Annotated in this window: 20 protein-coding genes; 13 read left to right on the top strand and 7 right to left on the bottom strand. The window is 45.0% G+C overall.

Translation table 11 applies throughout. The annotated features are described in order from the left end of the window. Window positions 1-62: 62 nt before the first annotated feature. On the top strand, window positions 63-527 hold the full coding sequence (locus tag AC6CIF_RS11590; RefSeq protein WP_165980276.1) for an NUDIX domain-containing protein: 465 nt from the start codon (window positions 63-65) through the stop codon (window positions 525-527). A gap of 170 nt (window positions 528-697) precedes the next feature. On the opposite strand, the gene AC6CIF_RS11595 is transcribed toward AC6CIF_RS11590, so the two are convergent. Further along, on the bottom strand, window positions 698-1,045 hold the full coding sequence (locus AC6CIF_RS11595) for a winged helix-turn-helix transcriptional regulator (RefSeq protein ID WP_498199731.1): 348 nt from the start codon (window positions 1,043-1,045) through the stop codon (window positions 698-700). Between the two features lie 132 nt (window positions 1,046-1,177). On the opposite strand from AC6CIF_RS11595, the gene AC6CIF_RS11600 reads away from it, so the two are divergent. Together AC6CIF_RS11600 and AC6CIF_RS11605 are read left to right on the top strand one after the other, a co-directional pair. After that, window positions 1,178-2,092 (top strand): DsbA family oxidoreductase, encoded by a 915-nt coding sequence (locus AC6CIF_RS11600; protein ID WP_498199732.1) that lies wholly within the window; start codon window positions 1,178-1,180, stop codon window positions 2,090-2,092. A 116-nt stretch (window positions 2,093-2,208) separates the two neighbouring features. Then, window positions 2,209-2,781 carry a hypothetical protein gene (locus AC6CIF_RS11605; RefSeq protein WP_498199733.1) on the top strand — a complete coding sequence of 191 codons (573 nt, stop codon included), beginning with the start codon at window positions 2,209-2,211 and terminating at the stop codon, window positions 2,779-2,781. A 613-nt stretch (window positions 2,782-3,394) separates the two neighbouring features. Here the strand turns inward: AC6CIF_RS11605 and arfA are convergent. Next, window positions 3,395-4,903 carry an arabinosylfuranosidase ArfA gene (gene arfA / locus AC6CIF_RS11610; protein WP_127548598.1) on the bottom strand — a complete coding sequence of 503 codons (1,509 nt, stop codon included), beginning with the start codon at window positions 4,901-4,903 and terminating at the stop codon, window positions 3,395-3,397. Between the two features lie 207 nt (window positions 4,904-5,110). Here arfA and AC6CIF_RS11615 point away from each other — a divergent pair, with 207 nt between their 5' ends. From AC6CIF_RS11615 to AC6CIF_RS11635, 5 genes are all read left to right on the top strand, one after another. Next, complete coding sequence (locus AC6CIF_RS11615) at window positions 5,111-6,043, top strand: ArsR/SmtB family transcription factor (protein WP_076210729.1); 933 nt, start codon at window positions 5,111-5,113, stop codon at window positions 6,041-6,043. Window positions 6,044-6,275: 232 nt separating this feature from the next. After that, complete coding sequence (gene licT / locus AC6CIF_RS11620; protein WP_498199734.1) at window positions 6,276-7,124, top strand: BglG family transcription antiterminator LicT; 849 nt, start codon at window positions 6,276-6,278, stop codon at window positions 7,122-7,124. A gap of 158 nt (window positions 7,125-7,282) precedes the next feature. Continuing rightward, window positions 7,283-9,220: a beta-glucoside-specific PTS transporter subunit IIABC gene (locus AC6CIF_RS11625; protein WP_498199735.1), complete on the top strand. Its 1,938-nt coding sequence runs from the start codon at window positions 7,283-7,285 to the stop codon at window positions 9,218-9,220. Window positions 9,221-9,263: 43 nt separating this feature from the next. Beyond that, complete coding sequence (locus tag AC6CIF_RS11630; protein WP_498199736.1) at window positions 9,264-10,730, top strand: glycoside hydrolase family 1 protein; 1,467 nt, start codon at window positions 9,264-9,266, stop codon at window positions 10,728-10,730. Between the two features lie 171 nt (window positions 10,731-10,901). Beyond that, window positions 10,902-12,026 (top strand): phosphotransferase enzyme family protein, encoded by a 1,125-nt coding sequence (locus tag AC6CIF_RS11635; RefSeq protein WP_498199737.1) that lies wholly within the window; start codon window positions 10,902-10,904, stop codon window positions 12,024-12,026. A gap of 99 nt (window positions 12,027-12,125) precedes the next feature. On the opposite strand, the gene AC6CIF_RS11640 is transcribed toward AC6CIF_RS11635, so the two are convergent. After that, window positions 12,126-12,977, bottom strand: coding sequence for an AraC family transcriptional regulator (locus AC6CIF_RS11640; RefSeq protein WP_498199738.1), 852 nt, complete (start codon window positions 12,975-12,977; stop codon window positions 12,126-12,128). A gap of 176 nt (window positions 12,978-13,153) precedes the next feature. Here AC6CIF_RS11640 and AC6CIF_RS11645 point away from each other — a divergent pair, with 176 nt between their 5' ends. Further along, the gene (locus tag AC6CIF_RS11645; protein ID WP_498199739.1) at window positions 13,154-14,560 is read left to right on the top strand and encodes a family 4 glycosyl hydrolase; all 1,407 of its coding nucleotides are present in this window, start codon (window positions 13,154-13,156) and stop codon (window positions 14,558-14,560) included. A gap of 87 nt (window positions 14,561-14,647) precedes the next feature. Here AC6CIF_RS11645 and AC6CIF_RS11650 read toward each other — a convergent pair whose 3' ends face one another. Then, window positions 14,648-15,535: a LysR family transcriptional regulator gene (locus AC6CIF_RS11650; protein WP_498199740.1), complete on the bottom strand. Its 888-nt coding sequence runs from the start codon at window positions 15,533-15,535 to the stop codon at window positions 14,648-14,650. Window positions 15,536-15,880: 345 nt separating this feature from the next. Here AC6CIF_RS11650 and AC6CIF_RS11655 point away from each other — a divergent pair, with 345 nt between their 5' ends. The 4 genes from AC6CIF_RS11655 to AC6CIF_RS11670 all read left to right on the top strand — a co-directional run bounded on the left by AC6CIF_RS11655 (window position 15,881) and on the right by AC6CIF_RS11670 (window position 20,514). Further along, window positions 15,881-16,627, top strand: coding sequence for an acetoacetate decarboxylase (locus tag AC6CIF_RS11655; RefSeq protein WP_083657029.1), 747 nt, complete (start codon window positions 15,881-15,883; stop codon window positions 16,625-16,627). A 14-nt stretch (window positions 16,628-16,641) separates the two neighbouring features. Further along, window positions 16,642-17,673 (top strand): ketopantoate reductase family protein, encoded by a 1,032-nt coding sequence (locus AC6CIF_RS11660; protein WP_498199741.1) that lies wholly within the window; start codon window positions 16,642-16,644, stop codon window positions 17,671-17,673. Between the two features lie 326 nt (window positions 17,674-17,999). After that, entirely contained in the window at window positions 18,000-19,277 is a 1,278-nt protein-coding gene (gene codB / locus AC6CIF_RS11665) for a cytosine permease (protein WP_498199742.1), read from the top strand. After that, on the top strand, window positions 19,246-20,514 hold the full coding sequence (locus tag AC6CIF_RS11670) for a cytosine deaminase (protein ID WP_498199743.1): 1,269 nt from the start codon (window positions 19,246-19,248) through the stop codon (window positions 20,512-20,514). The genes codB and AC6CIF_RS11670 overlap by 32 nt, the downstream gene beginning before the upstream one ends. Window positions 20,515-20,741: 227 nt before the next feature. Here AC6CIF_RS11670 and AC6CIF_RS11675 read toward each other — a convergent pair whose 3' ends face one another. From AC6CIF_RS11675 to AC6CIF_RS11685, 3 genes are read right to left on the bottom strand one after another with little or no spacing between them, the layout of a single operon-like run. Further along, complete coding sequence (locus AC6CIF_RS11675; protein ID WP_498199744.1) at window positions 20,742-21,521, bottom strand: Cof-type HAD-IIB family hydrolase; 780 nt, start codon at window positions 21,519-21,521, stop codon at window positions 20,742-20,744. Between the two features lie 4 nt (window positions 21,522-21,525). Beyond that, the gene (locus AC6CIF_RS11680; protein ID WP_498199745.1) at window positions 21,526-22,575 is read right to left on the bottom strand and encodes an ABC transporter ATP-binding protein; all 1,050 of its coding nucleotides are present in this window, start codon (window positions 22,573-22,575) and stop codon (window positions 21,526-21,528) included. Continuing rightward, the gene (locus AC6CIF_RS11685) at window positions 22,572-24,326 is read right to left on the bottom strand and encodes an ABC transporter permease (RefSeq protein ID WP_498199746.1); all 1,755 of its coding nucleotides are present in this window, start codon (window positions 24,324-24,326) and stop codon (window positions 22,572-22,574) included. Before AC6CIF_RS11685 ends, AC6CIF_RS11680 begins: the two co-directional genes overlap by 4 nt. Window positions 24,327-24,332 lie beyond the last annotated feature (6 nt).

The raw sequence follows: 24,332 nt of genomic DNA on the forward strand, positions 1-24,332 counted from the left end.
TCGTGAGGTTAAATGGAATCAACCTTCAACAACATGATACAGATATATATGGGGGATTAGCAATGGAGAGAAAGATTAGAAATTCTGCAAAAGCATTGATCATTAAAGACGGGAGAATGCTTGCAATGAAGCAGGATGATAATGATGAAGTCATCTACATCCTGCCTGGTGGGAGCCAGAATGCAGGTGAAACCCTGACGGATGCTGTGAAGCGTGAAGTTGCGGAAGAAATCGGAATAGATGTAGAACCGTTATCACTGGAATTTGTCATTGAAGGTGTATACGGTGAAGCTCTTCATCGTGTAGATTTTGTTTTTTTATGCGAGTACATAGGTTTGATGGACCAAGATAGTTCTATTCTGCCAAGTGACGAAAATCAAGTGGAATATGAATGGCTCGAAATTAAAAATATAAACGAACTACCTTTATTTCCTTCAAAATTACGAAAGCAGATCATTAGATTGGTTGAGGGAGAAAAAACGGTTATGTATTTAGGAAATGAGGAAGATGACGACCTGAATAGTTAGATGTGCACACGTCGTAAACAAGCGACCGTCTTGTATTTATAAAGGAAAGGCTATTTCAAAGGACATGATGGTCCAGTGAAATAGCCTTTTTGCCGTTGAACAAAGTGTACAGAGCGATTCGAAAATGAACATCTATGCTAAGGGGTTACATGGTTACATTAGGCCAGGAGTTATATATCTTGTTCCTTCACACCTGCTGTCATATTTTTCTGGCCCCACAGTACCATGGATTCAATTAAGGGAACCAATTCCTTACCCGATTCTGTGAGCGAATACTCCACTCTCGGTGGCACCTCGTTATATTGCTCCCGATGCACGATGCCGGAATGAATCAAATCCTTCAAACAGTTCGTTAGCATCGTTCCGGTAATGCCAGGAAGTCTTCTTTTTAATTCATTGTAACGTATACAGTCATTTTCACTAAGGATTGCCAGGATCGGAAGATTCCACTTGCCTCCAATGACCTGAAATGCATAAGTCGCTGGACATAACTGATCGAAATTAAAGTCGTATTTCACTTGATACCCTCCAATAGTATACTTTTGATACTAAGTCAGAAAAAGAATCGTACTTGTTCAGAAGATTGTAGACATTATAATCAAACTAACACAAGAAAATCAATTCATAAGACAATATAAAGGCGGGATAACGTGAGTAACGAATCTATGATGTGTGATCTGGAAACAGGCATATGTGGTGTGAGCGAAGAAGAGGCGATGCAAGAAATCAATCTGAATCACGTTGAGAAAAGGATAACTCTATATTACGCAACAGATCCGATCTGCTCTCACTGCTGGGCACTTGAGCCTGTGCTTCATCGGTTTATTGAGGAATACGGCCATTATTTTACGCTACAAATCAAAATGGGTGGGCTATTGGCTAACTGGAATGGTTTCTCAGATGGCGCTAACGGGATTCAGAAACCTTCGGACGTTGCAGCGCATTGGAAGGAAGTGGGTGAACATTCACGCATGCCCATCGAGGGTTCCTTATGGCACGAGAATCCAATACTTTCTTCCTATCCGCCATCTCGCGTATTTAAGGTCATTCAGAGTACACATCCTGGGAAAGAGCAGGACTTCTTAAGACGTGCGCGTGAAGCCGTGTTTGCATTTAATCGAAATATTGGAGAAGATGATGTGCTGACGGATATCGTAAATCAATTGGGCTTGAATGGAAAAGAAGTGGTTGAGGCGGCTGCACAGCAATCAGCACAAGAGTTATTAGAGGAAGACTTTGAGAGTGTCGCTAGTTTGGGAGTTAGAGGTTTCCCATCAATTATCATTGTGAATGAAGAGAACCAGGGTATAAAAATTGTCGGAGCCCGTTCTCTTGAAACATATGTGCAAGCACTTCAGCAGGTGCTTGGTGGTGATCTGAAACCCAAACAGATAAACTCGTTGGAGCAGAAAATCAATGAGGGACACCTTCTTTTTTCTAAAGAAATTGAGGTCTTGTACAGTATCGAAAAGAGTGATATTGAATCATATGTGAAATCTGAATTGGCAGAGCACACATATCGTATGGGTCATATTTTGAATGAGATGTATATTGAGCATATCTGAGGCAGGAGCCATGTCAGAATCTTCCTGCTTTCGGCACACGGATGTGTTATTCGCACAGGCAAGTCGTCCACCCATTGCGTAGACTGAAGTAGATCAAGTCAAGTGAGGTGAATTCCATGGCTAAAACCAATGAAATACACGTCCGGGTGAAACGGCTCAAGGATCGCCCAGTCTGCGTGACTCTTCATAATGGCGAGACGTATGTCGGGTACATCTCTGGTGTTAACAGCGAAGGCGTAGTGCTTACCGGGGGCGGAAAGCTTACACAGGCCGCAATCACAGCACCCTCATCTGAAGGCAGTGCTCGCAAAACCAAACCTAAAGCAGGGGCTACGAGAAAAACAACATCCTCTCGAAACCGTAAACGGGTGAACAGCACACGTAAGTCGCAAGTACGATCCCGGTCGATGTCTCGCTCAACGTCTAGGCAAGCCCAGGTATCATCTTTCATGCCTATGCTAGGCTCATTGTTAGGTGGCTTTGGCGGTGCAGGCTCGATTGGAGGGATGTTAGGCGGTGGTATGCGGTTGTTTGGCATGATCCAGCGGTTTACACCTGTGGTCAAAATGGGGTATGGCATGATTAAGCAGATTCAGCCATTTATGGGGGCAGTTCAAGGGCTGATGACTCCAGCAAGCCAAGCAGCTCAGGCTGAAACCGAAGGTGAAGAGGAAGCACAACAAGGATAATACTTGAAATGAAAATCGTGAAATAGAACACAACCTTCGTTGCATTTGGGAAGGAAGGATTGCTAGTATGTTGGGTGATCTGATTTCTTTCTGATCTGGTCTGTTCCTTATCTTCTCCGCTAGATGCTTAACTGCAAGCTGCTCTCCGTATGCCAAACGGAGGGTGGCTTATTTGCTTATGCTGTATATGAGGTTCGAACCAGCTCGATTTCGCATGCTTGCTCAGTGCTAACGAACCTCAGAAACCTTATTCGGGTCAATATCAAGCCATTAAAATGCTAACAAACATGGCAAACCCTATTCGCTGCAAAATGTAAGATATAGTGTGAAAAAGGGGCTGATTCTGCAGCATAGCTCCACCTGTGTTCGTTAGAATTAGAATCCGCCCTAAACGGGTTAAATAAGACTCCCTGTGTTTGTTAAATTCGTTCGTTGCGAGGAATAAAAACTGAGGTTTCAAATACGCGTCTAAAATCTAACTTTGATACCATGTACTTCGACCGACCACTGTAATACAGCAAAAAGCACCGCGCGCAGGGAGCTGCACGCGGTGCGGAAAACAATGCTGATGTTGCAGAGTAGAAACTGATTCTATTCCGCTGTTATTAAGCCTCTATGCCTGTTTGGTTTTGAGGCGAATCACGTTCCATGATGCTTTGTTCAAGACTGCTTGCACTTTACCCTGGTCAACCGTTGTATATCCGCCGTTGTGAGGAACAACGTTACGTGGGTTTTCTTTGGTATTGGTGGCTTTCAAGTCGTTGTTCTCCAATACGATATGCTCCACAAATGTGGTTTCTCCGAAGGAACGCAGATCCACATTCAGTTCCAACTTCTCATCCAGATGTCTGTTCACCGCAAAGATTGTGATCGTGCCGTTTTCTTCATCATGCACACTGATCGCTTCGAGATAAGGCACATCTGTAAAGTCTTTGGAATCATATTTAGGTGAAGAGGTAATGGATCGCAACACCGTACCACGACCGAAGTTGGATGCGTGCATGAATGGGAAATACGTCGTCTGGAACCAGATTGCTCCGTTATTTTCCGTCATGATTGGTGCAATGGTGTTAATCAACTGAGCAAGGCAAGCCATTTTTACACGGTCGGCGTGCTTGAGTATGGTAATCAGATAACAGCCCACGGCCAGTGCATCTTCATGTGTATACACATCTTCAAACTCTGGAGGCGCAATCTGCCAGCGTTCTTCCATACGGCTTGTGCCGATGGATTTCCAGACATTCCATTCATCCAGAGACAGCATTAATTTCTTTTTGCTGCGTTTCTTGGCTTGTACAAAATCACAGATTGAAGCCACACTATCAATAAATTGATCCAGATCCAGCGATGTCGCCAGGAAGTCATACGTGTTGTCTTTATTATTGTTGTAATACTGATGCAGGGACAAGTAGTCCACATTTTCATAGGTGAGATCCAGCACGGTTGCTTCCCAATCTGCAAATGTACTCATGTCACGGCTGGAACTGCCGCAAGCAACAAGCTCGATATCCGGGTCTACCCATTTCATCGCTTTAGCGGTCTCATTGGCAATACGGCCATATTCATATGCAGTCATTGCACCAATCTGCCAAGGGCCGTCCATTTCGTTGCCTAGACACCAGGTTTTGAATTTATGCGGGTCTTTGTAACCGTGAGAGATACGCAGATCACTCCAGTATGTGCCAGATGGGTGGTTGCAGTATTCGATCAGGTTTCTGGCCGCATCAATGCCGCGAGTACCCAGATTTACAGCCATCATGACTTCGGTTCCAACCAGTTTGGCCCAATCTGCAAATTCGTTTGTTCCTACCGCATTTGTTTCAATCGTCCACCAAGCGAGTTCAAGTCTGCGTTTACGCTCCGATACCGGACCAACGCCGTCCTCCCAATTGTAACCGGATACGAAATTGCCGCCCGGATAACGAACAATTGGCACATTCAAAGCTTTAATCGCTTCAATGGCATCCTGACGGAAACCTTGAGCATCTGCCGTAGGATGACCTGGATCATAAATACCGCCGTATACGGCCCGTCCCAGATGTTCTATAAATGAACCATAGACACGCGGATCTACTTCAGCAATCTGAAAGTCTTTATCGATAAGCATTTTGGATGTAAGCATGGTATGTACCTCCATTGGATGAATTCATATTTTTAAAAGAATTAACAGTGGTATTGAATTCGCTTAAAAGCAAAATCAAATCATTGATTTGTTATCTAATATGTATCATAATGCTTATATATTGAGCAAGTTCATTTTTATGAGTTCGCTAAATAACGAATCCTGAGATTGAAATAGATCGTTTTACTCAAAAAGGAAGTGAACATCATGATGCTTGGGACAGATGCAGCTTCACTGCTAATTTACGAGGCACTGGCAAGTGAAGCCCGATTAAACATTGTGCGCCTGCTACTACAAAACAGAGAAATGCATATCAATGCGCTTGCCCAAGAGCTTTTTCTGAGCAAAGCTATTGTAAGTACACATGTCAGCAAGCTGCAAAAAGCCGGAATTGTCGGTAGCCGAATGAAACGGGAGAACGGCGGAACTTATAAGTACTGTTTTATCGTACGAGAGTTCATGACTATTAACCTGTCACCAGAGCCTGTTGACGCTCCTTACCATGAAATATCCATACCGGTAGGTCAATATACAGATTATGAAGCATGGCCGACCTGCGGGATTGCGACAACTACGCAGATGATTGGACAGTACGACACGCCTGCCTGCTTTATGGACCCGGATCGGGTGAACGCGGGAATCCTTTGGATGGCACGAGGTTTTCTTGAATATAAGATTCCCAATTATCTGTATAATGATCAGCATCTTCGAGAGATTGAAATTTCCCTTGAACTAAGCTCGGAAGCGCCAAAGGTAAACGAAAACTGGCCGTCTGATATTCGCTTTACCCTTAACGGCAGTGATCTCGGTACTTGGACAAGCCCTGGCGATTTCGGGGATCGGAAAGGTAAACATACGCCACAATGGTGGAAGCTGGATGTCAATCAGTATGGTGTATTGAAAATGCTGCGTATTAACGGGGAAGGCACGTTTATGGATGGTCAGCGCATCTCGGACGTGCGCGTTCAAGACCTGAATCTGGGTGCATCCACCTATTGGACCTTTGGATTGAAGCCGGAAGAGGGAGTAGATGGCCGAGGCGGGCTTACCCTGTTTGGCAAAGGTTTTGGCAACTATGATCAGGATATTCTGATTCGATACTATTATGATGCTCAGGAAAATAAAACTCCAGACGAATAGGATTTTCGTTTTGATGTCAGTTTATAGAGGGAAAGTTCCACGATGAACCACCTGCAGAACAATTCCAGAGTAATGGTATTGACAACGATTACATAGCTGATATAAGATACAGCTATATAAGGAGTGTCACTGATTCGATCAGGCACCACCAGAGTCTGGATTCCACAAGTTTGTTTATTACTTGTGAATTGGACATTGGTGGTGCTTTTTGCATACTGGGGGTGATTGCATCATGAGGTTTAAAAAATCGTTAAATAACAACATCGCACTGGCGGAAGACGCCGAAGGCTGCGAAGTCATTGTCATCGGAACGGGTGTTGGCTTCAAAAAAGTAAAAGGACAGCCGATTGAGCAGAGCCAGATCCAGAAAATGTTCCGAATTGGCTCGAATGATAAATATCAGCGAGTCGAGCAGTTTCTCAGCGATATCCCTCTGCAAGTCATCGATATTACGGATCAGATTATTGAAGAAGGCAAGACGATGATCGGAAAAAAGCTGAATGACTCGATCCTGTTAACACTTGCGGACCATATTCATTTTGCGCTGGATCGTTTCAAAAAAGGCGTGGATGTGCAAAATCCGCTTCATTGGGACATTCGCCATCTATATCCTGCCGAATACCGTGCCGGAGAATGGGCAGTTCGAAAAATCAATGATGCTTTTCAAGTCTCGTTGCCATCTGGTGAATCAAGCTCTATTGCCCTTCATTTCATGAACTCACAATTCGACTCGGGCAGTATGAACCAAACGATTAAAATTACACAGATGATTAATGAGATTTTAGGTATCATGACAGAACATTTTGGAATGGCACTGAATCAGGAATCTGCTGATTTTTCCAGGTTCATCACCCATCTGAGATACTTCATTGTTCGTCAGTTGAACCGGGAAGTGCTCTCGTTTAAAGATCAGCAATTTCTATATGATGTATTGTCGGAGCGATATCCTGTCAGCTTCCAATGCGCACTCAAAATAAAGGAGGCGATGGAGCAGCAACGCGGATTCGTGATTACTCCCGATGAGATGGTATATCTCATGATCCACATCGAGAGAGTGACATCCCGTACCGATACGGATTGATCTCCATACAACCTGTTTGAAGTTATACCATCATCAATATGAATTGAATATGGAGTGTTACTGATTCGATCAGGCACCACCAAATGTTTCCGACTCCGCATCTGCGGCGGGCCGGTATTACATTTGGTTTTTTTTTCGCCAAAAAAGGAGGAAGCAACATGAATCATCGGGAGTTGTCCAAAGAAATTATCCAGTTAACAGGAGGGCAAGAGAATATTACCCAAGCCTGGCATTGCATCACACGGCTTCGTTTCAACGTTCGAGAGCAAAACAAAGTTCAATTGGAACAGATCAAAGCGCTTGATGGTGTGCTCGGCGCACAGTTTCAGAACGATCAGTTTCAGGTGGTCATTGGCAACCAGGTTGCAGCCGTATATGAGCAGATCGAGGATCAGATGAAGCAGAGTGGCATATCGAAGCCCGAAACAGACGCGCCACGCTCTAAAGGGATTAATGCTGTTTTGGATACGATCTCCGGCATTTTCACTCCGATTCTGCCTGCCATCGTAGGTACCGGGATGTTAAAGGGGATTCTGGCATTGCTCGTTACACTTGGAGCGATACAGGAGAAAAGCGGTGAGTATCAAGTTCTGTCTTCCATCGCAAACGCGGCCTTTTATTTCTTGCCTTTTCTTCTGGCTCTATCATCAGCCCGAAAGTTCAAAGTGAATGAATATATCGCCCTGACGCTTGCAGGTACTTTATTGTATCCTACGATGCTGAATGCGTATCTGGCAAACCAGCTTGAACCGATTCGTTTTCTCTCGCTGCCCGTGTCCATTGTGAATTACACCCAGTCCGTTATTCCCATTATTCTGGGCGTGTGGCTTCTGAGTTATGTACATCGCTGGGTGGATCGTTTTATTCCCGGTCCGGTCAAAGTCATCTTTACCTCGATGATTGTACTAGTCATCACGGTGCCGATTCTATTAATTGCGATTGGCCCCCTAGGGAATTACATGGGCATCTATCTGGAAATGGGCACTTCTTGGCTCTTTGCCCATTCGGGTCCGTTAACCGGCATTATTCTTGGCGGCCTCATGCCTCTGATTGTTATGACGGGAATGCATTATGCGTTCTTCCCGGGCACATTGCAGAATCTGAGCAAACTCGGATATGACGTACTTTTGCTGCCGATCAACCTGATAACCAATATGAGTCAGGCTGGTGCAGTCACGGCTGTTTTCCTCAAGACCAAAGATAAAAGAATGAGATCCATTGCTTTATCCAGTGGCATATCTGCCTTGCTTGGCATTACTGAACCTGCACTGTACGGTGTCACCTTGAAGCTGAAAAAACCATTTTACGCTTCACTCATCGGTGGAGCAGCAGGGGGTGGCTTTATTACCGCAGTGGGTCTGAAATGCTTCGGTTTTGCTGTACCAGGATTGCTGTCACTTCCGTTATACATTGGCCCGAATGGTGGCATGTCCAATTTCTGGTATGCATTAATCGGAATTGGCATCAGCTTTAGCGTTTCCTTCGTGGTGACTTTGCTGCTCAAGTGGGATGAGCCAAATGCACACAATTCTGCCATGTCCGACTCAGCACAAACATTAACCGAACAGGAACTGAATACAACTACTGCCTTTTCTCAAGAAACGGTGACACCTGTCACAGTACATTCCATCGAGGAAAAGAAGGGGGAGGTGTTCAGCCCGCTCACTGGTGAATTGGTGCCGCTCTCAGAGCTTCCGGATCAAACGTTTGCTGAGGAAATGACCGGGAAAGGTATTGCCATTCGTCCGCAGGATGGACGTGTTACAGCTCCTTTTGACGGAACCGTCACGTTGGTTGCCAAAAGTAAACATGCGATTATGCTGACCTCATCCAGTGGAATTGACATTCTCATTCATGTTGGACTAAACAGTGTATCGCTCAAAGGGAAATTTTTTGACGTGAAGGTTGTTGCCGGACAAGAAGTGAAGAAGGGTGATTTACTTCTGGAATTTGATATGGATGGCATTCAGGGTGCGGGTATTGACCTTGTGACACCAGTCATCGTAACCAATACGCCGGATTACCTCGATGTAGTACCTGTTCAGGTGAAGGGGGTGATCCCAATGAATGAATTGCTTCTCCTCACCGTTCGTTAACAGCTTCATGAATACCATATACAAAAAAAAGGAGAGAAACAACATGACAAAAACAATTAAACACTCATTTCCTAAAGGATTTTTATGGGGCGGAGCTACTGCTGCCAATCAGCTGGAAGGTGCATATGACGTAGACGGCAAAGGACTCTCTACCTCAGACATGGCTCCATTCGTTCCTCATGAGGAGCGCAATGGTAAGGATTTCACCTTCGACGTGGATTCTGTTCAATTGGAAGAATATCTGAGCGGTAACACAGACGTATATTTCCCGAAACGGAACGGCGTTGATTTTTACCACCGTTACAAAGAAGACATTGCCTTGTTTGCGGAGATGGGCTTCAAAGTGTTTCGTCTTTCGATCGCGTGGACACGGATCTTCCCTACAGGAGAAGAAGCAGTTCCCAATGAAGCTGGTCTTGCCTTCTATGATAACGTGCTTGACGAACTCTTGAAATACGGCATTGAGCCGCTCGTAACGATCTCTCACTACGAGATGCCCGTAGAGTTAACCCGCAAATACAACGGCTGGGAAAGCCGCGAGATGATCGATCTGTATCTAAAATTTGCCAATACGCTGTTCGACCGTTACAAAGACAAAGTGAAATACTGGATTACCTTCAATGAAATGAATATGATGCTGACAAGTCTGTATACTGGCGGCGGCATTCTGGAAGATAAAATCAAGGGAAACCTGGAGCAAGTGGCTTATCAGGCAACGCATCATCAGTTTGTAGCTAGTGCGCTGGCTGTCAAAAGCGGAAAAGAGAAAATGCCGAATGCACAAATCGGCTGTATGATCTGCCGCCTGGAAACGTATGCTGCTTCTAGTAAACCGGAGGACGTTCTGCAGACGCTGAAGGAAGATCAGATGAACCTGTTCTACCCAGAGGTGCAGGCACGAGGCGAATACCCATCCTATATGCAAAGATATTTTGAGGAAAACGGCATTGAACTGGTTAAAGCTCCTGAGGACGATGCCATTATCCGGGACAATACAGTGGACTTTATTGCTTTCAGTTATTACATGACATATATCGGAAAATATGATCCCAATGACAACAGCAACTCTGGTATGCTGGTAAGTCAGATCAAAAACCCTCATCTGAAAGCTACCGAATGGGGATGGCCTATTGATCCGATTGGTCTTCGCGTCGCGCTGAACCGATTGTATGATCGTTACCGTATGCCGCTCTTCATCGTTGAGAACGGGATGGGTGCTATCGACACACCGGAAGAGGACGGGGCAGTCCATGACCCTTATCGCATCAATTACTTGCGTAGCCACATTGAGCAGATGAAAGAAGCTGTCGCTGACGGCGTTGAATTGATGGGTTTCACTAGTTGGGGGCCTATCGATATCATTAGCTGCTCGACTTCTGAAATGGGCAAACGTTATGGTTTCATATATGTAGATCAAGACAATGCTGGCAAAGGTTCGCTTGAAAGAACTCGCAAAGACTCCTTCCACTGGTACAAACAAGTTATTGAAACAAACGGAGAAACGCTGTAATTATAAAAAATTTTACACGCCGCCCATATGGGCGGTCTTTATTTTGTACTAGTCAAATAAGGGATAATTATGTAAAATTGTTTTATTCAAACAAGAGGAGTGAATTCAATGTCTAACAAGGTGATTATGCTTTAGGTTCACAAAAGGATATTTGCGTTACAGGGATTCCTTTTGTGGACATTGCAGTGCGGGGAACCGTCCAAACAATGTTTACTGGAGGAGATTATTATTATTTTTAACGAAGCTGTTAACATCAGCAATACGCATGTACTGGCATTGGTATCCGAGTTGTTTGACCTGGAGGGTTACAATATTCAGCTTATTCCGCCTCATGAGGGTGGACGTAATGTCGTTTACACATGCGAGCAAGAGGGGCGTGAATCGCTAATTCTACGGGTGTCTTTTTTGCCTGACAGAAAGCGGGAAGATTACATTGCCGAACTGGAGTATGTCCGGTATCTGTTTGAGCACGGTGCAAGTGTCTCGAATGTAGTTAGCTCGAAAAAGGGCTTTTTGTTAGAAGAGATCACTTATGATGAGCATACATTCTTTGTCTGTATGTTTGTGAAGGCCAAGGGAAAGTTGCTGGTAGAGAACCATTATCAGTATCGTGAAGGGGTCCCACTTACCGAATACTATTATAGTAGCGGCAAAATTCTGGGCAAAATACATCAACTATCGAAAGGGTTCACTCCCGTCCATCGCCGGCATCATTTGATTGACAATTACAGCGGTGAATATATCGATAACTTGGTACCTAAATCATTCCCTTTGCTTAAAGAGAAGATGGTTGAGCTCCTGAATACCTTACAAGGTTTGGATACAAATCAAGAGACATTTGGCATGATCCATTTTGATTATAACGATGGGAATTACTCGATCGATTTTGATACCGGTCAGATCACCGTGTATGATTTTGATAATTCATGCTTTGGTTGGTATATGTATGATCTGGCCGATCTATGGACACACGGAGTCGGCTGGGTTCAATTTGAGCCGGATGCGGATAAACGCAGACAGTTCATGGATGACTATTTTCAAAATGCCCTCGCTGGATATACTTCCGAGACCAAGATCGAAGATTCGATGTTGGAGAAGCTGCCTTTATTTATTCAAGTCACTCTCTTGGAGAATATTCTAGGTCAATTTGAGGAAATGCAGCGTGCTGGCGAAGAACCGGAAGCTAACGAAGAACTGTTGTATCTCATTAAATGTCTGGAAGAGGATATACCGTATAAAGGATTTTTCCATGAGATGTATTCCACTGAAGCTCCTTTTGAGTATGAGGGACGCTGAAGGGACCTGTACGTAAACTATACCCTGAATAACCAAGGATTCATCAAGTTGGGGAGGCAGCCGGATTGACCGGTTGCCTCTTTGTTTGTCTGTGACATGTTATTCGAATTTGGAAGGAGGCACATTGTAAAATTTTTTGAATGCTTTGGAGAACGTAAAGGGATCGGGATAACCCAGAAATTCGGCAATTTGCTGGATCGTATATTTTTTCTCGTACAGATAGTCTCTTGCCCGATTCATTTTGATCTGATTGATGTACTGCCCAGGTGTAATACCGAGAATTTTCTTAAACAAAGAAATAAAATATTTCTCAGAGACGCCGGCAATATCTGCAAGCTCGTTAACTCGGATGGCACGATGGAGATTCGCATCCACGTATGGGAACACGTTCTGCAGAACCTCCAGACTTCCTTCAATTTTCCTCGGTTTTCGGTCTTTCAGAAACTCACCGTGATACAGGCCTTGCCCGTGTAATTCAAAAATTTTGGCGATGACGAGAAGCAGAGAGGCTTTCAAGTAGAGTGGACTTCCGGAAACGCCGCTACTCTGCTTGAACCTTCGATAGGACGAAGTGAACAGCGTTGCTTCGTCCCGTAGCAAGTTGCCAGGTACGATGCCCGGGAGTTGAAACTCGCCGAGAATTCGCTTTTGCTCAGCTATGCTGAAATCAAAGTGCATGTATACGAATCGGCACAGCTCTCCGGTTGTGGAAGCAGTGTAAGGCATATCCGGATAGAAAAACACGACGTCCCCCGGTTCTGCCATATGCTCGATTCCATCGATGGTAATCTGCACGGAGCCTGCTGTAATGAACCACAGATCATAATCGGAATGAGACTTGTGCTCCGTCCAATTACTGTCGTGCGTTTGTTCCAAATAAGAGCTCATGCGAAGTGTGATATATTCGGAAAGTTCGTCGATTACACTCATATTTACAGTTCCTGCATGCATCTAACTCAACTCATTCCTCTCTACTTTATGACATCCTTTATTTTTGACTATCATATCAAAGGAATTATCTCTTGTTAACTACCGTACGATATGACATGTATTGAAAACTATCACACATTCCGATTCCAGCCCACTCACCTATAATGAACCTATATCGTTACGAGGAGGGGTTATTAATGAATGCTACAAGTACTCAGCATCCAAAGGTAGTTGTTATTGGGGCGGGCAGCCTGTTTTTTGGTCGTCAGTCCATCTGGCAGATGGTACACTCCCCATATTTGAATCAGGGAACGTTGGCTTTGGTGGATACGGACGAGGAACGGCTCTCGAAAATGGTAAAACTAGCGGAAATGGTCGCCAAGGAGAACAACGTATCCCTAAAGATTGAGGGTTCGTTGGACCGAAGACAGGTACTTCCGGGAGCCGACTTCGTTGTGCTCAGCTTTGCGGAAGAATCGGTGAAATATCGGGGCATTGACTGCCAGGTTTCTCTAAAGTATGGGATTCGGATGTGTTCCGGCGATACAATTGGCCCTGGTGGAATCTTTCGCGCGATGCGGGAACTGCCGGTTATCATGGAATGCGCCAAAGACATAGAGGAGCTGTGTCCAGATGCGTGGGTGATCAATTATATTAACCCGTCTACCATTCATGGCATCGCATTACATCGATATGCACCGAAGCTTAAATCATTTGCACTGTGCGATAGTCATCATATGCCGCATAAGAAAGCCTATTATGCCGTACGAGCCGAAATCATCGAAAATACAAGCCAGTTCACCGCAGAAATAGACCAGAAATTCGATTTTCGTATCGCGGGTGTCAATCATTTCACTTGGCTGCTCAAAGCAGAATATGAAGGAAAAAATGTGATGCCCACAATTGCAGAAGCCATGCGTAAACTGGCAGGTGATGAGAATAACGGAGGTGATCGCGGCGCAAAAGCTCTGTATAACGATGCGATTACCTATGAACTATATGATATTTTCGGAATCATTCCCACTTGCACGGCGCATACAAAGGAATACGTGCGGTATTGGCAGGGTCTTGGCAAAACTGCGGACACGATTCCTCCATTATCAATCTGGGAGACAGAGGACAGGTATGAGCGTCATGACGAAATGTGGCGTCAGGTGGATGACTTTCTTGCGGGGAACATTCCGATTGCCGATTACATGAGCACCTTCGGACCAGATCATGCGACCGACATCATCGAGAATATGGTGGGGAACTTGGGCAAAAAGTTCTTCATCAATACGCTCAATCAAGGTGCGGTAACCAATATGAATAACGATTCGTTCCTGGAACTACTATGCGATGTAGATATGGATGGGGCGAAGCCACTCCATGTAGGCGAGATGCCACGCGGAATTAGAGGGATGCAAGAACTTGTACTGGATACGCATGAGCTTACGGTTGAAGCTGTTCTGGAACAGAGCTACGAGAAGCTGAGAAGGGCGATGCTCACTGACCCGCTCGTGAGTTCCATCAGTGACGCGGACAAGATCATCCATGAATTGTTGGAACTGGAGCGTAAGATGATTCCGGATGTTTGGTATAAGGACAGATTGCAGTATAGCTAAGAACGATAACGATCAAAGACCACGTCGGTTCCTTCTATGGAACTAACCTGGTCTTTGTTTTTATCGTTTGTCATTTATCAAGAAATCCTACTTCACTTTAAACAAGCCAGCATGGTCTTCATAGTACGAAGTAATAAAATCACGAAATTCTCGAACAATAGGAGATAACCATTTTTGTTTGACCCAGGATAGGCTAATGGGATATATAGCGGAATCATCAGCAATTTTTACATAACGTAACCCCAGTGCTCTACATACGGAGATCGGAAGTAATGCAACACCCTGATTAAGCCTGATAATTTCAAGCAGGGTATGAGAATCGACCTCAAATGCATGATTGGGCAGGAAGCCTGCTTTTTCACAAAGCATGGTGGTAAACCGGCTGTACTCCTTATTATCGGCAAGGGAAATAAAGGGCTCATTTGCAACAACATTTAATGAAATACTTGTCTCTCCGCCGTATGCATGATTCGTGGGCACAACCAGAACAATATCCTCCTCAACAAGCACAACACTCTCAATCTCCTCATCCTGAATCGGATGCCCCGTAATCCCCAGATGCATGTCGCCTTTCTTCAAACCTGTAATAATTTCACTGCGGGTTCCAATACCCTGATGAAGCTTGGTTTCGGGGGAAGCGTTAATATAGTCACTAATGAGGCCAGTGAGAAATCGGGTATTGGTAATCGAGATCCTGATCGTATTGGATATTTGCTGTTCCTCCGCTTTAATTTCCATCTCTGCATTTTCAATTTCAATAAAAATCCGGTTCACATGTTTCAATAAAATTTCACCTGAGGAATTCAATTGAATGTTTCGTCCTCTCCTATGAAATAGAGGAGTACCCAGTTCATCCTCAAGTCTTTTAATCGTCAAGCTTAGGGAAGGTTGAGCAATATTCAATTGCGCAGCTGCCTTGGAGATATGTTCGGTATAGGCAACGGTCTGAAAGTATTTTAGCTGAAGCAATTCCATTCATTCGCACTCCTTATTTATTCTGATAAATATATATAGTACTTATTATGTATTATATTAAATTTAAATATTGATGTAGAATTTTTTTATGAGATACAAATCAAATTTTAAATACCAAAAACCTGACTATATAAGTTGAACTACTCATTTACACAATAACGGAGAGGACAGAAAAAACCTGAAAAAGCGAAGCGCTCGCCTTTATCACCGGATTTTCCCCTTTAGAAGGGAATCGAAAAATCTGGGGATAACAGCGATTGGAAGGTTGTTCTGTCATCGTAGTGTCGGTGTAAATAATCTTGAGTTCAACTCATATAGAACCAAAACATAAGGTAGGTGTCTTTGATGAAAATCGATGTGAATAACATAGCTAAAAATCTGAATACACCCCTAACGGCTCCGGCATACCCGATGCCACCGTACAAATTCGTGAATCGTGAATATTTGAATATTATTTACCGGACCGATGAAAAAGCGTTACGGGCAGCCGTACCAGAACCTCTCGAAATTACGGAACCACTGGTTAAATTCGAAGTGATGTGGATGCCGGATGTTTCTGGACTGGGTGCTTATACAGAAGCTGGACAAGTCATTCCTGTGCAATTTAATGGAGAGGAAGGCGATTATGTGCATTCAATGTACGTAGACAATTTCCCCGCGATTGCGAGTGGTCGAGAGCTTACAGCCTATCCGAAAAAGCTGGGTGCGCCCAAGTTGTATACCGATTCAGATACACTTGTCGGCACACTTGATTATGGAACGCTGCGTGTAGCCACAGCAACGATGGGCTATAAACACGTAGAAATGGATAAGGATATCGCCAAACGTGAAATATGCGCACCTAATTTTATGATTAAGATTGCTACTGACTATACCGGGAATTTAAGAATATGTGATCTAATCCGTACTCAAATTACGGACATCGAAGTGAAGGAAGCTTGGACAGGACCTGCCCGGCTTCAATTGTTCGAACATGCGTTGGCACCTCTTGCAGATCTGCCTGTGTTGGAAGTGGTGTCCGCTTCTCATATCCTTACCAACCTAACCTTAAACGCTGCACAACCTGTATATAACTACCTGGAAGAGAAATAAGGAGGAAAAATAAAATGAGAATTGCAATTGTAGGCGCAGGATCTTTGGGAACCATCGTAGGTGCATACCTTGCGGATGGTGGACTGGACGTTGAGTTAATTGATGCATATCAGGAACATGTAAATGCTTTAAATCAGACGGGTGCTAAAGTGACCGGAACCACGGAGTTTCAGGCCAAAGTAAAAGCAATTACTCCTGATCAGAAATCAGGACAATATGACCTTGTCTTACTTTTAACCAAACAACTTTACAACGATTCCATTCTTCAGGAATTACTTCCATTCTTGAAAGAAGACAGTATGGTGTGTTCTTTGCAGAACGGGATTCCGGAAGAAAAAGTCGCGTCTATTGTGGGTGAAAAACGCGTCATTGCAGGCTCCGTTGAATTTGGCGCTACATTCATTGAACCAGGTGTATCAAGTCTGACTACCGAGTACACTCAATTTAAGCAGTATGCTTTTCAGATTGGCGAATTAAATGGTGAAATCACCGAACGAATTCAACGCGTAAAATCGGTGTTGAACCTTGTGGGTGGAACTCATATTTCCGATAACCTGGTTGGAACAAAGTGGTCCAAATTGCTAATCAACAATGCCTTCAGTGGTTTATCGGCTGCGTTAAATGGTGAATACGGGGACATTATCGATCACGAAGCCGGCATTGTGAGTGCAGCTCATATTGCGGACGAGACAATTAAAGTGGCTCACGCCAATGGGGTCACATTGGTTAAAATGAATGGATTCGATATCGCTTCACTGGAACTGAACAGCAAAGAAGATATCCCTGAACGGGTGAAAACATTACGTTACGTAATGGAGCCCTCCAGATTGCTCAAAGCAAGCATGCTTCAAGATCTGGAGAAAAACCGCAAAACGGAGATTGATTATATTAACGGGGTTGTTTCAAGCAGAGCAGAAGGTACTGGAATTGCGACACCCTATAATGATTTAGTTGTAAAACTGGTCAAATCTGCTGAAGAAACGCAAACCGTTCCTGATTTTGACACGAATATAAAAGCTTTTGAAGAACTATTAAGTGCTATCTAGGGACATGTTCTGAAAGGAATACGTCTAACGAAAAACGAAGGAATTAATAATCGTTGGATAATAATGACATTGACAACTGCAGGTTTTTCCAAAATAATAGTATGTAATTGAATACTGGTACCTTTAATTCAGTCCAGAGAGGCTGGCAAGGGCAGCGGATTTCATAATCACGCGAGAATCTGGGCATATTCCGTAATAGGATGCTCTGTGTCTTCGCGCGGATTATGATGCAAAAAGAGGCTACTTGTCAGTGTATAACTTGACGAGTAGCCTCTTTTTTTCTGCTTTTTTTGGTATCAGATACACTTTATGTTGGGGGTATTCTGATGAGCAAACAAGATCAAGAATTTTCATGGCAAGCGGTGCCGAAAGCACAAAGAAACCAATTTTGGAAGACGTTATCCGTCATGCTCGGTTTCACATTTTTCTCTGCAAGCATGCTGGCAGGAGGGACATTGGGCGTCAGCTTGACGTTCATGGAGTTCATTGGCATCGTACTTGCAGGAAATCTGGTGCTTGGTATCTACACAGGGGCACTGGCACATATCGCCGCCAAAACGGGCCTGTCCACTCATTTGCTCGCTAAATATGCGTTCGGTGCAAAAGGGTCGTATCTGCCTTCGTTCCTGTTAGGCTTCACTCAGGTTGGATGGTTCGGTGTTGGTGTGGCCATGTTCGCAATCCCGGTTGCCAAAGCCATGGACTGGAACGTGTACCTGCTCATCATCTTGTTCGGACTTGCCATGACAGCATCAGCCATTTTTGGCATGAAGTCACTCGTCATTCTCGGATATATCGCAGTTCCTGCGATTGCCATTCTCGGTGGTTACTCCATGTTCGAAGGGGCAGGTTCGCTGGGTGGTCTGCAAGGGTTGCTTGAATACACGCCGACTCAGTCGCTCACCACGGCGGCAGCATTAACGATCTGTATCGGATCATTCATAAGCGGCGGAACACTGACACCCGATTTTGCGCGGTTTTCCCGGACATCGAAACAGGCAGTTACCGCAACAGTGATTGCATTCTTCCTGGGTAACTCACTCATGTTTCTGTTCGGTGCAGTTGGTGCGATGGCCTATAACCTGGCCGATATCTCAGAGGTCATGTTCCTGCAAGGGTTAATGATCCCGGCAATTATTGTTCTGGGCCTGAATATCTGGACGACGAATGATAATGCATTGTACGCTTCGGGTCTTGGTTTTGCGAACATCACCAAAATTTCAAAGAAATTCTTCGTCATCGTTAACGGCATCGTGGGTACCATATTCGCCATGTGGATGTACAACAACTTTGTCAGTTTCCTGAACGTACTGGGCGCGGCGGTGCCGTCCATCGGGGCTATTATTATCGCAGATTACTTCATTGTGAAACGTAGAAACTATAAGCCATTTGCCGACATGTCATTCAAAAATGTAAATTGGGTAGCAATGGTGGCTTGGGCCATCGGCGTGGCATTTGCTCAACTGGCTCCTGGCGTAACACCATTGAACGCACTGCTTGGTACAGCAGTGGCCTATATCGTCTTGATGCTGATTGTTCCTGCGAGAGAATCCGAAGAAATGGGGAAAATAAATGATTATACAGAACGCAAAATTGCGGGGTAAAGAAGGACTATGGAATATCATTGTGAAAGACGGAAAGTTTGAACGAATCACACAATCGTTGGAAGTGACTGAAAATGAGGAAATCCTGGATGTCAACGGATCGCTTGTCCTGCCACCTTTCATTGAGCCTCATATTCATCTCGATACAACGCTAACCGCAGGCGAGCCAGAGTGGAATCTAAGCGGAACGCTGTTTGAAGGCATCCAGCGCTGGTCAGAGCGCAAGGCTTTCTTAACACATGAGGATGTGAAAACACGTTCCAAAACGGCACTCAAGTGGCAATTGGCACAGGGCATCCAGCATGTACGAACACATGTCGACGTTACCGATCCAAGCTTGATTGCTGTTAAAGCAATGCTTGAAGTAAAAGAAGAGATGGCTCCATATATGGACATCCAGCTTGTTGCTTTTCCACAGGAAGGCATTCACTCTTATCCAAACGGGGCAGAATTGCTGGAAGAGTCACTGAAAATGGGCGTTGACGTGGTCGGCGGCATTCCACACTTCGAATTCACGCGGGAATATGGCGTTGATTCAATGAAAGTTGCGTTTGATCTGGCCGAAAAATACGACCGTCTGATCGACATCCATTGTGATGAAATCGATGACGAGCAATCCCGTTTTGTTGAAGTTGTTGCCAAGGAAGCTTATGAACGTGGACTGGGTTCACGCACAACGGCAAGTCATACAACCGCGATGGGGTCATATAATGACGCTTATACGTACAAATTGTTCCGTTTGCTGAAGATGGCCAATCTGAACTTTGTCTCTAATCCACTGGTCAACATTCACCTGCAAGGACGCTTCGACACGTATCCGAAAAGAAGAGGGCTGACGCGTGTCAAAGAGTTGCAGGAAGCAGGTCTGAATGTGTGCTTTGGTCACGATGACATCTTCGATCCTTGGTATCCGCTCGGTACAGGCAATATGCTGCAAGTACTGCACATGGGGATTCATGCTTCGCAGTTGCTTGGTTATGACCAGATCGTGAATTCAATTGACCTCATTACAAAAAACAGCGCAAGAACGTTACACATTGAGGAAGTATACGGCATTGAAGAAGGTAAACCTGCTAACTTCATCGTACTTGAAGCAGAGAATGAATATGAGGCAGTTCGCAAACAAGCCGGCGTACTTTATTCCTACAGAGGCGGTCGTAAAATTGTGGAATCGAAGCCGCGGGACACGTCCATCATTTTTGAGGGTGGTTCAGAGAAGGTTACTTTCAATAAATAATGAAGAAGAACTAATCCCATTAAAAGTCGCTATTTAAGCGGCTTTTTTTGCTTTTTCACCTTTAATACTGCCTGGCGGTATTATACTGCCTGGCCTATACGATGTATTTTATAAGGAACATGAAAGGTATCAACAGACAAATTGAAAAACCTCCCTATGTTTATAGAGGAGGTCTTTGTGTACTCATATTTTTGCCACAGAGAGTAGAGTACTGCTGCTTGTTTTTTTTACAACAAACCTGCCCATTTCAGACCATGCCAGATCCCATCCTGCTCTGCCCTTGCTGTAACATGAGACGCCAGTTGTTGTAGAGAATGCGGGGCGTTGCCCATGGCAATGCTGCAGCCTGCATAACGGAACATCTCCAGATCATTGAAGTTATCGCCAAAAGCATACACATCTTCAGGGGAAAACCCCGTTCGGTCTGCAAGTCGGGAAACACCTTCGGCTTTGGAACCTCCGGCGGGCAGAACGTCCATGGACAACGGATGCCAGCGTACAAAGTGGAGATCACGAAACCTTTCACGGTATACCGTTTCCTCATCTGAGGAGCAGAATAACATCGTCTGATAGATGAGTCTATTTGTACAAAAGCTTTTGCTAAACCCAGGATGCGTGACACCAAGCGAAGTTAGACAAAGGTCTACATGCGGATGATATTCCTGACTGCAGCTCATCTGTGAATGATCCAGATAAACGAGTGGATGTTCCGACAACTCAGCGAATGCAGACAATTGCTCCAAAGCTTCCGAACGGATGGGATTACTGTGAATGAGTTCTCCTTGATGCATCACATATTGTCCATTGAAACTAACATAAGACTCCAGCTCCAGTTCAAGCCGCACTTGTTCCAACATAAACGGAGATCGTCCTGAAGCTAAAGCGACCACATGTCCGGCTTCTTTTAATGCAAGAACAGCTTGCTTGGCGGAAGCGGGAATTCGATTATGGCGGTCGAGCAGCGTACCATCAATGTCAAAGAAAATCAGTTTTGGGCTTTGAGTCATAACGTCACACTCCTTCACCACCGACGGAAGAAAGACTCAAACTTACTTGTTCATTCAGGGCGAAAGGAAGAGGGGAGATGACTTCCCAACGTTTCGTATCACTACGAATATCATAGTGAAATTCTTTCCCTTGAAACTGAACATTGGCGATCTCGCCCATTATTCCAGCTTCACTGGAAGGTTGTAAATGGAACTCATCGGGTCTAACGGGATACAAACCGTTGGATTTAAAATAGTGTGCAACATGCTTGCCAGGCCAAGCAATATTCGTACCGTCTTCAGGGACGAACATATCTGCATCCCAGTGACCTTTGACCATATTCGACTTCGATACAAACCTCGCCACGAATTCGGTCTCTGGCCGCAAATAAATCTCCTGCGGCGTGCCAGCCTGTTCAATACGTCCATCCTTCATCACGATAATTCGGTCAGCCATGGCAAGGGCTTCGCCCTGATCATGCGTAACATACACTACGGCTGATTTCGTATTCCGATGTACTTGTTGAATCTCACGCCGCATATCCATGCGAAGCATGGCATCCAGACTGCTGAGGGGTTCATCCATCAGTAGTAATGAGGGCTGGGGAGCGATGGCGCGTGCAATAGCGACGCGTTGTTTTTGTCCTCCAGATAGCTCATGCGGCATACGTTCAGCCAGATGGGACAACCCCGACATATTCAGGACTTCCTGAATGCGGTTCTGCTCGTTATTTTTAATATGAGGAGGTGTTGATTTATGTGTTCTAATGGGAAAACGGACATGTTCGGAAACATTCATATGCGGCCAAAGTGCGAAGGACTGGAACACCATGCCAATTCTCCGTTTCTCCGGAGGTAGTAATGTCCCTGAACCTGCAACTACCTTGCCATCCATCAGAACATTACCGCTGCTTGGCTGCTCAAATCCGGCAAGGATGCGCAGCAATGTGGTTTTTCCACAGCCTGACGGTCCAAGAATCGCCACGAATTCGCCATCCTTAATCGTTAAATCAATGGAATGAAGAGCCTGGTAACTTCCGAAAGATTTGCTAACCTGTTGAATCTGGATACTCATGACTTCACTCCCTTACGAGTTGCCCAGCGTTGAGCGATGAGCAAAATTACGCCGCCTGCCGCAATAAGTGCGACAATCAGACTGGACAATGCAGTTGAATAGAGGGTATCTCCTGCCTGTTCAAAACTAAATATGGTAACACCAATAGTCTGTGAACCTGATGAATATAACAATGCTGATACAGTAAGCTCGGTCAAGGCAGTCAGGAAGACCAACATGCCTCCGGTCAGAATACCCGGCAGCAATAAAGGCAGCAGAACAGCAGTCCACTTACGCCAGAAACCGGCTCCGGATATCCGCGCGGCTTCTTCCATGGATGCATCCAACTGCATGAATGAAGTGACACTTGAACGGATCTGAAGAATAAGGAATCGGCAGATGTAGGCAATAAACAAAATGGTCATGGTGCCATAGATGCCAGGGTTCCAACCGGGAACCGGCTCCATCCATACCAGAATCATGGACAGTGCGAACACAATGCCGGGTAATGTATAGGGAACAGCAGTGGCCAGTTCGGCCATTTTATTGAATTGATTAGGTTTGCGAACTCGTATATAAGCAAATCCTGAACCAATAATCAGACAAGCCAGCATCGTGACAAGAGAGAGGACCAAGCTGTTCTGGATCGCCTGCCATACACGCTCATTCTCGAAGAGAATATATCTATAATTGTCCAGGGTCATATTGGCACGAGTCAGACCGAGACCATACGCTCTTTTTAAAGACATCGAGATCATCGAAGACAACGGAATAATTGTAATCAGTGCGAGACCTGCCCATATAGCGAAGGTCAGTGGCTTGCGCATGCGACCCAAATTATACCTTGGGGTAAGATCAGGTTGCATCGTATCCGAAGCATGACTTTTACGTAAAAGAATCCATTGCAACAGACTTCCGACTACCGCAGCAGCGCCGAGTAGTACAGATAACGATGCACCACGGGCAAATGCCGAAGGCCCGAATCCGATAATCTCTTCATATATAAGTGTACTGAGAACGGAAATATTCACAGGTGTGCCAAGGAAAGCAGGTATTCCGAAATTGTCCAGCGAAGCCAGGAAAACCAGCAATCCGCCCGCCGTTAGACCCGGAAGAGCAAGAGGCAATGTAATACGACGGAAGACCTCGATCCTGCTGGCACCACCGGCTCTAGCCGCCCACTCCAGATCACGCGGGATTTTGCGGAGTACATCCAAAGTGAACATATACACCAACGGAAAATGATGAATACCCATCACAAACACGATGCCGCCCATACTGTACATGCTCCAAGGAGCCAGATCGGGATGAATCCATTGCAGCAGATGTGCGAGCCAGCTCTGTGACCCGGTAAATGAAGACCAAGATAATGTGAGAACATAAGAGGGAAGAATAAAACAAAGCATGATCCCCATATGAAGGGCCGATTTGTGTCGTATATCCGTATAGGCGACGACCCAGGCCAGTGCAGTTCCAATCACGAGCGAGAACACGGTTGAACCGATGACGATATATACAGTATTGCGTAATGTGGACCAGAAGCGCTCCTGCTGAAGCAATTCGTTATAATGTGATAACGTTAACCCTTGCTCACCCTGAAAGCTGAGAAGAACCAGCTTCAGGATGGGGTATACAAAGAATAATAGAACAGCTATAGCACCCAACAGGGCGATCAATCGATTCCAACGAAACAGGCCGGGGAGGGAGAAGACGGACTTGCGCCCGTTATCTTGCCCCCTAAGAATGATCATGTTTCTCTTCAATTTCTCCATTCAGAC

Source organism: Paenibacillus sp. GQ49, assembly GCF_059759055.1.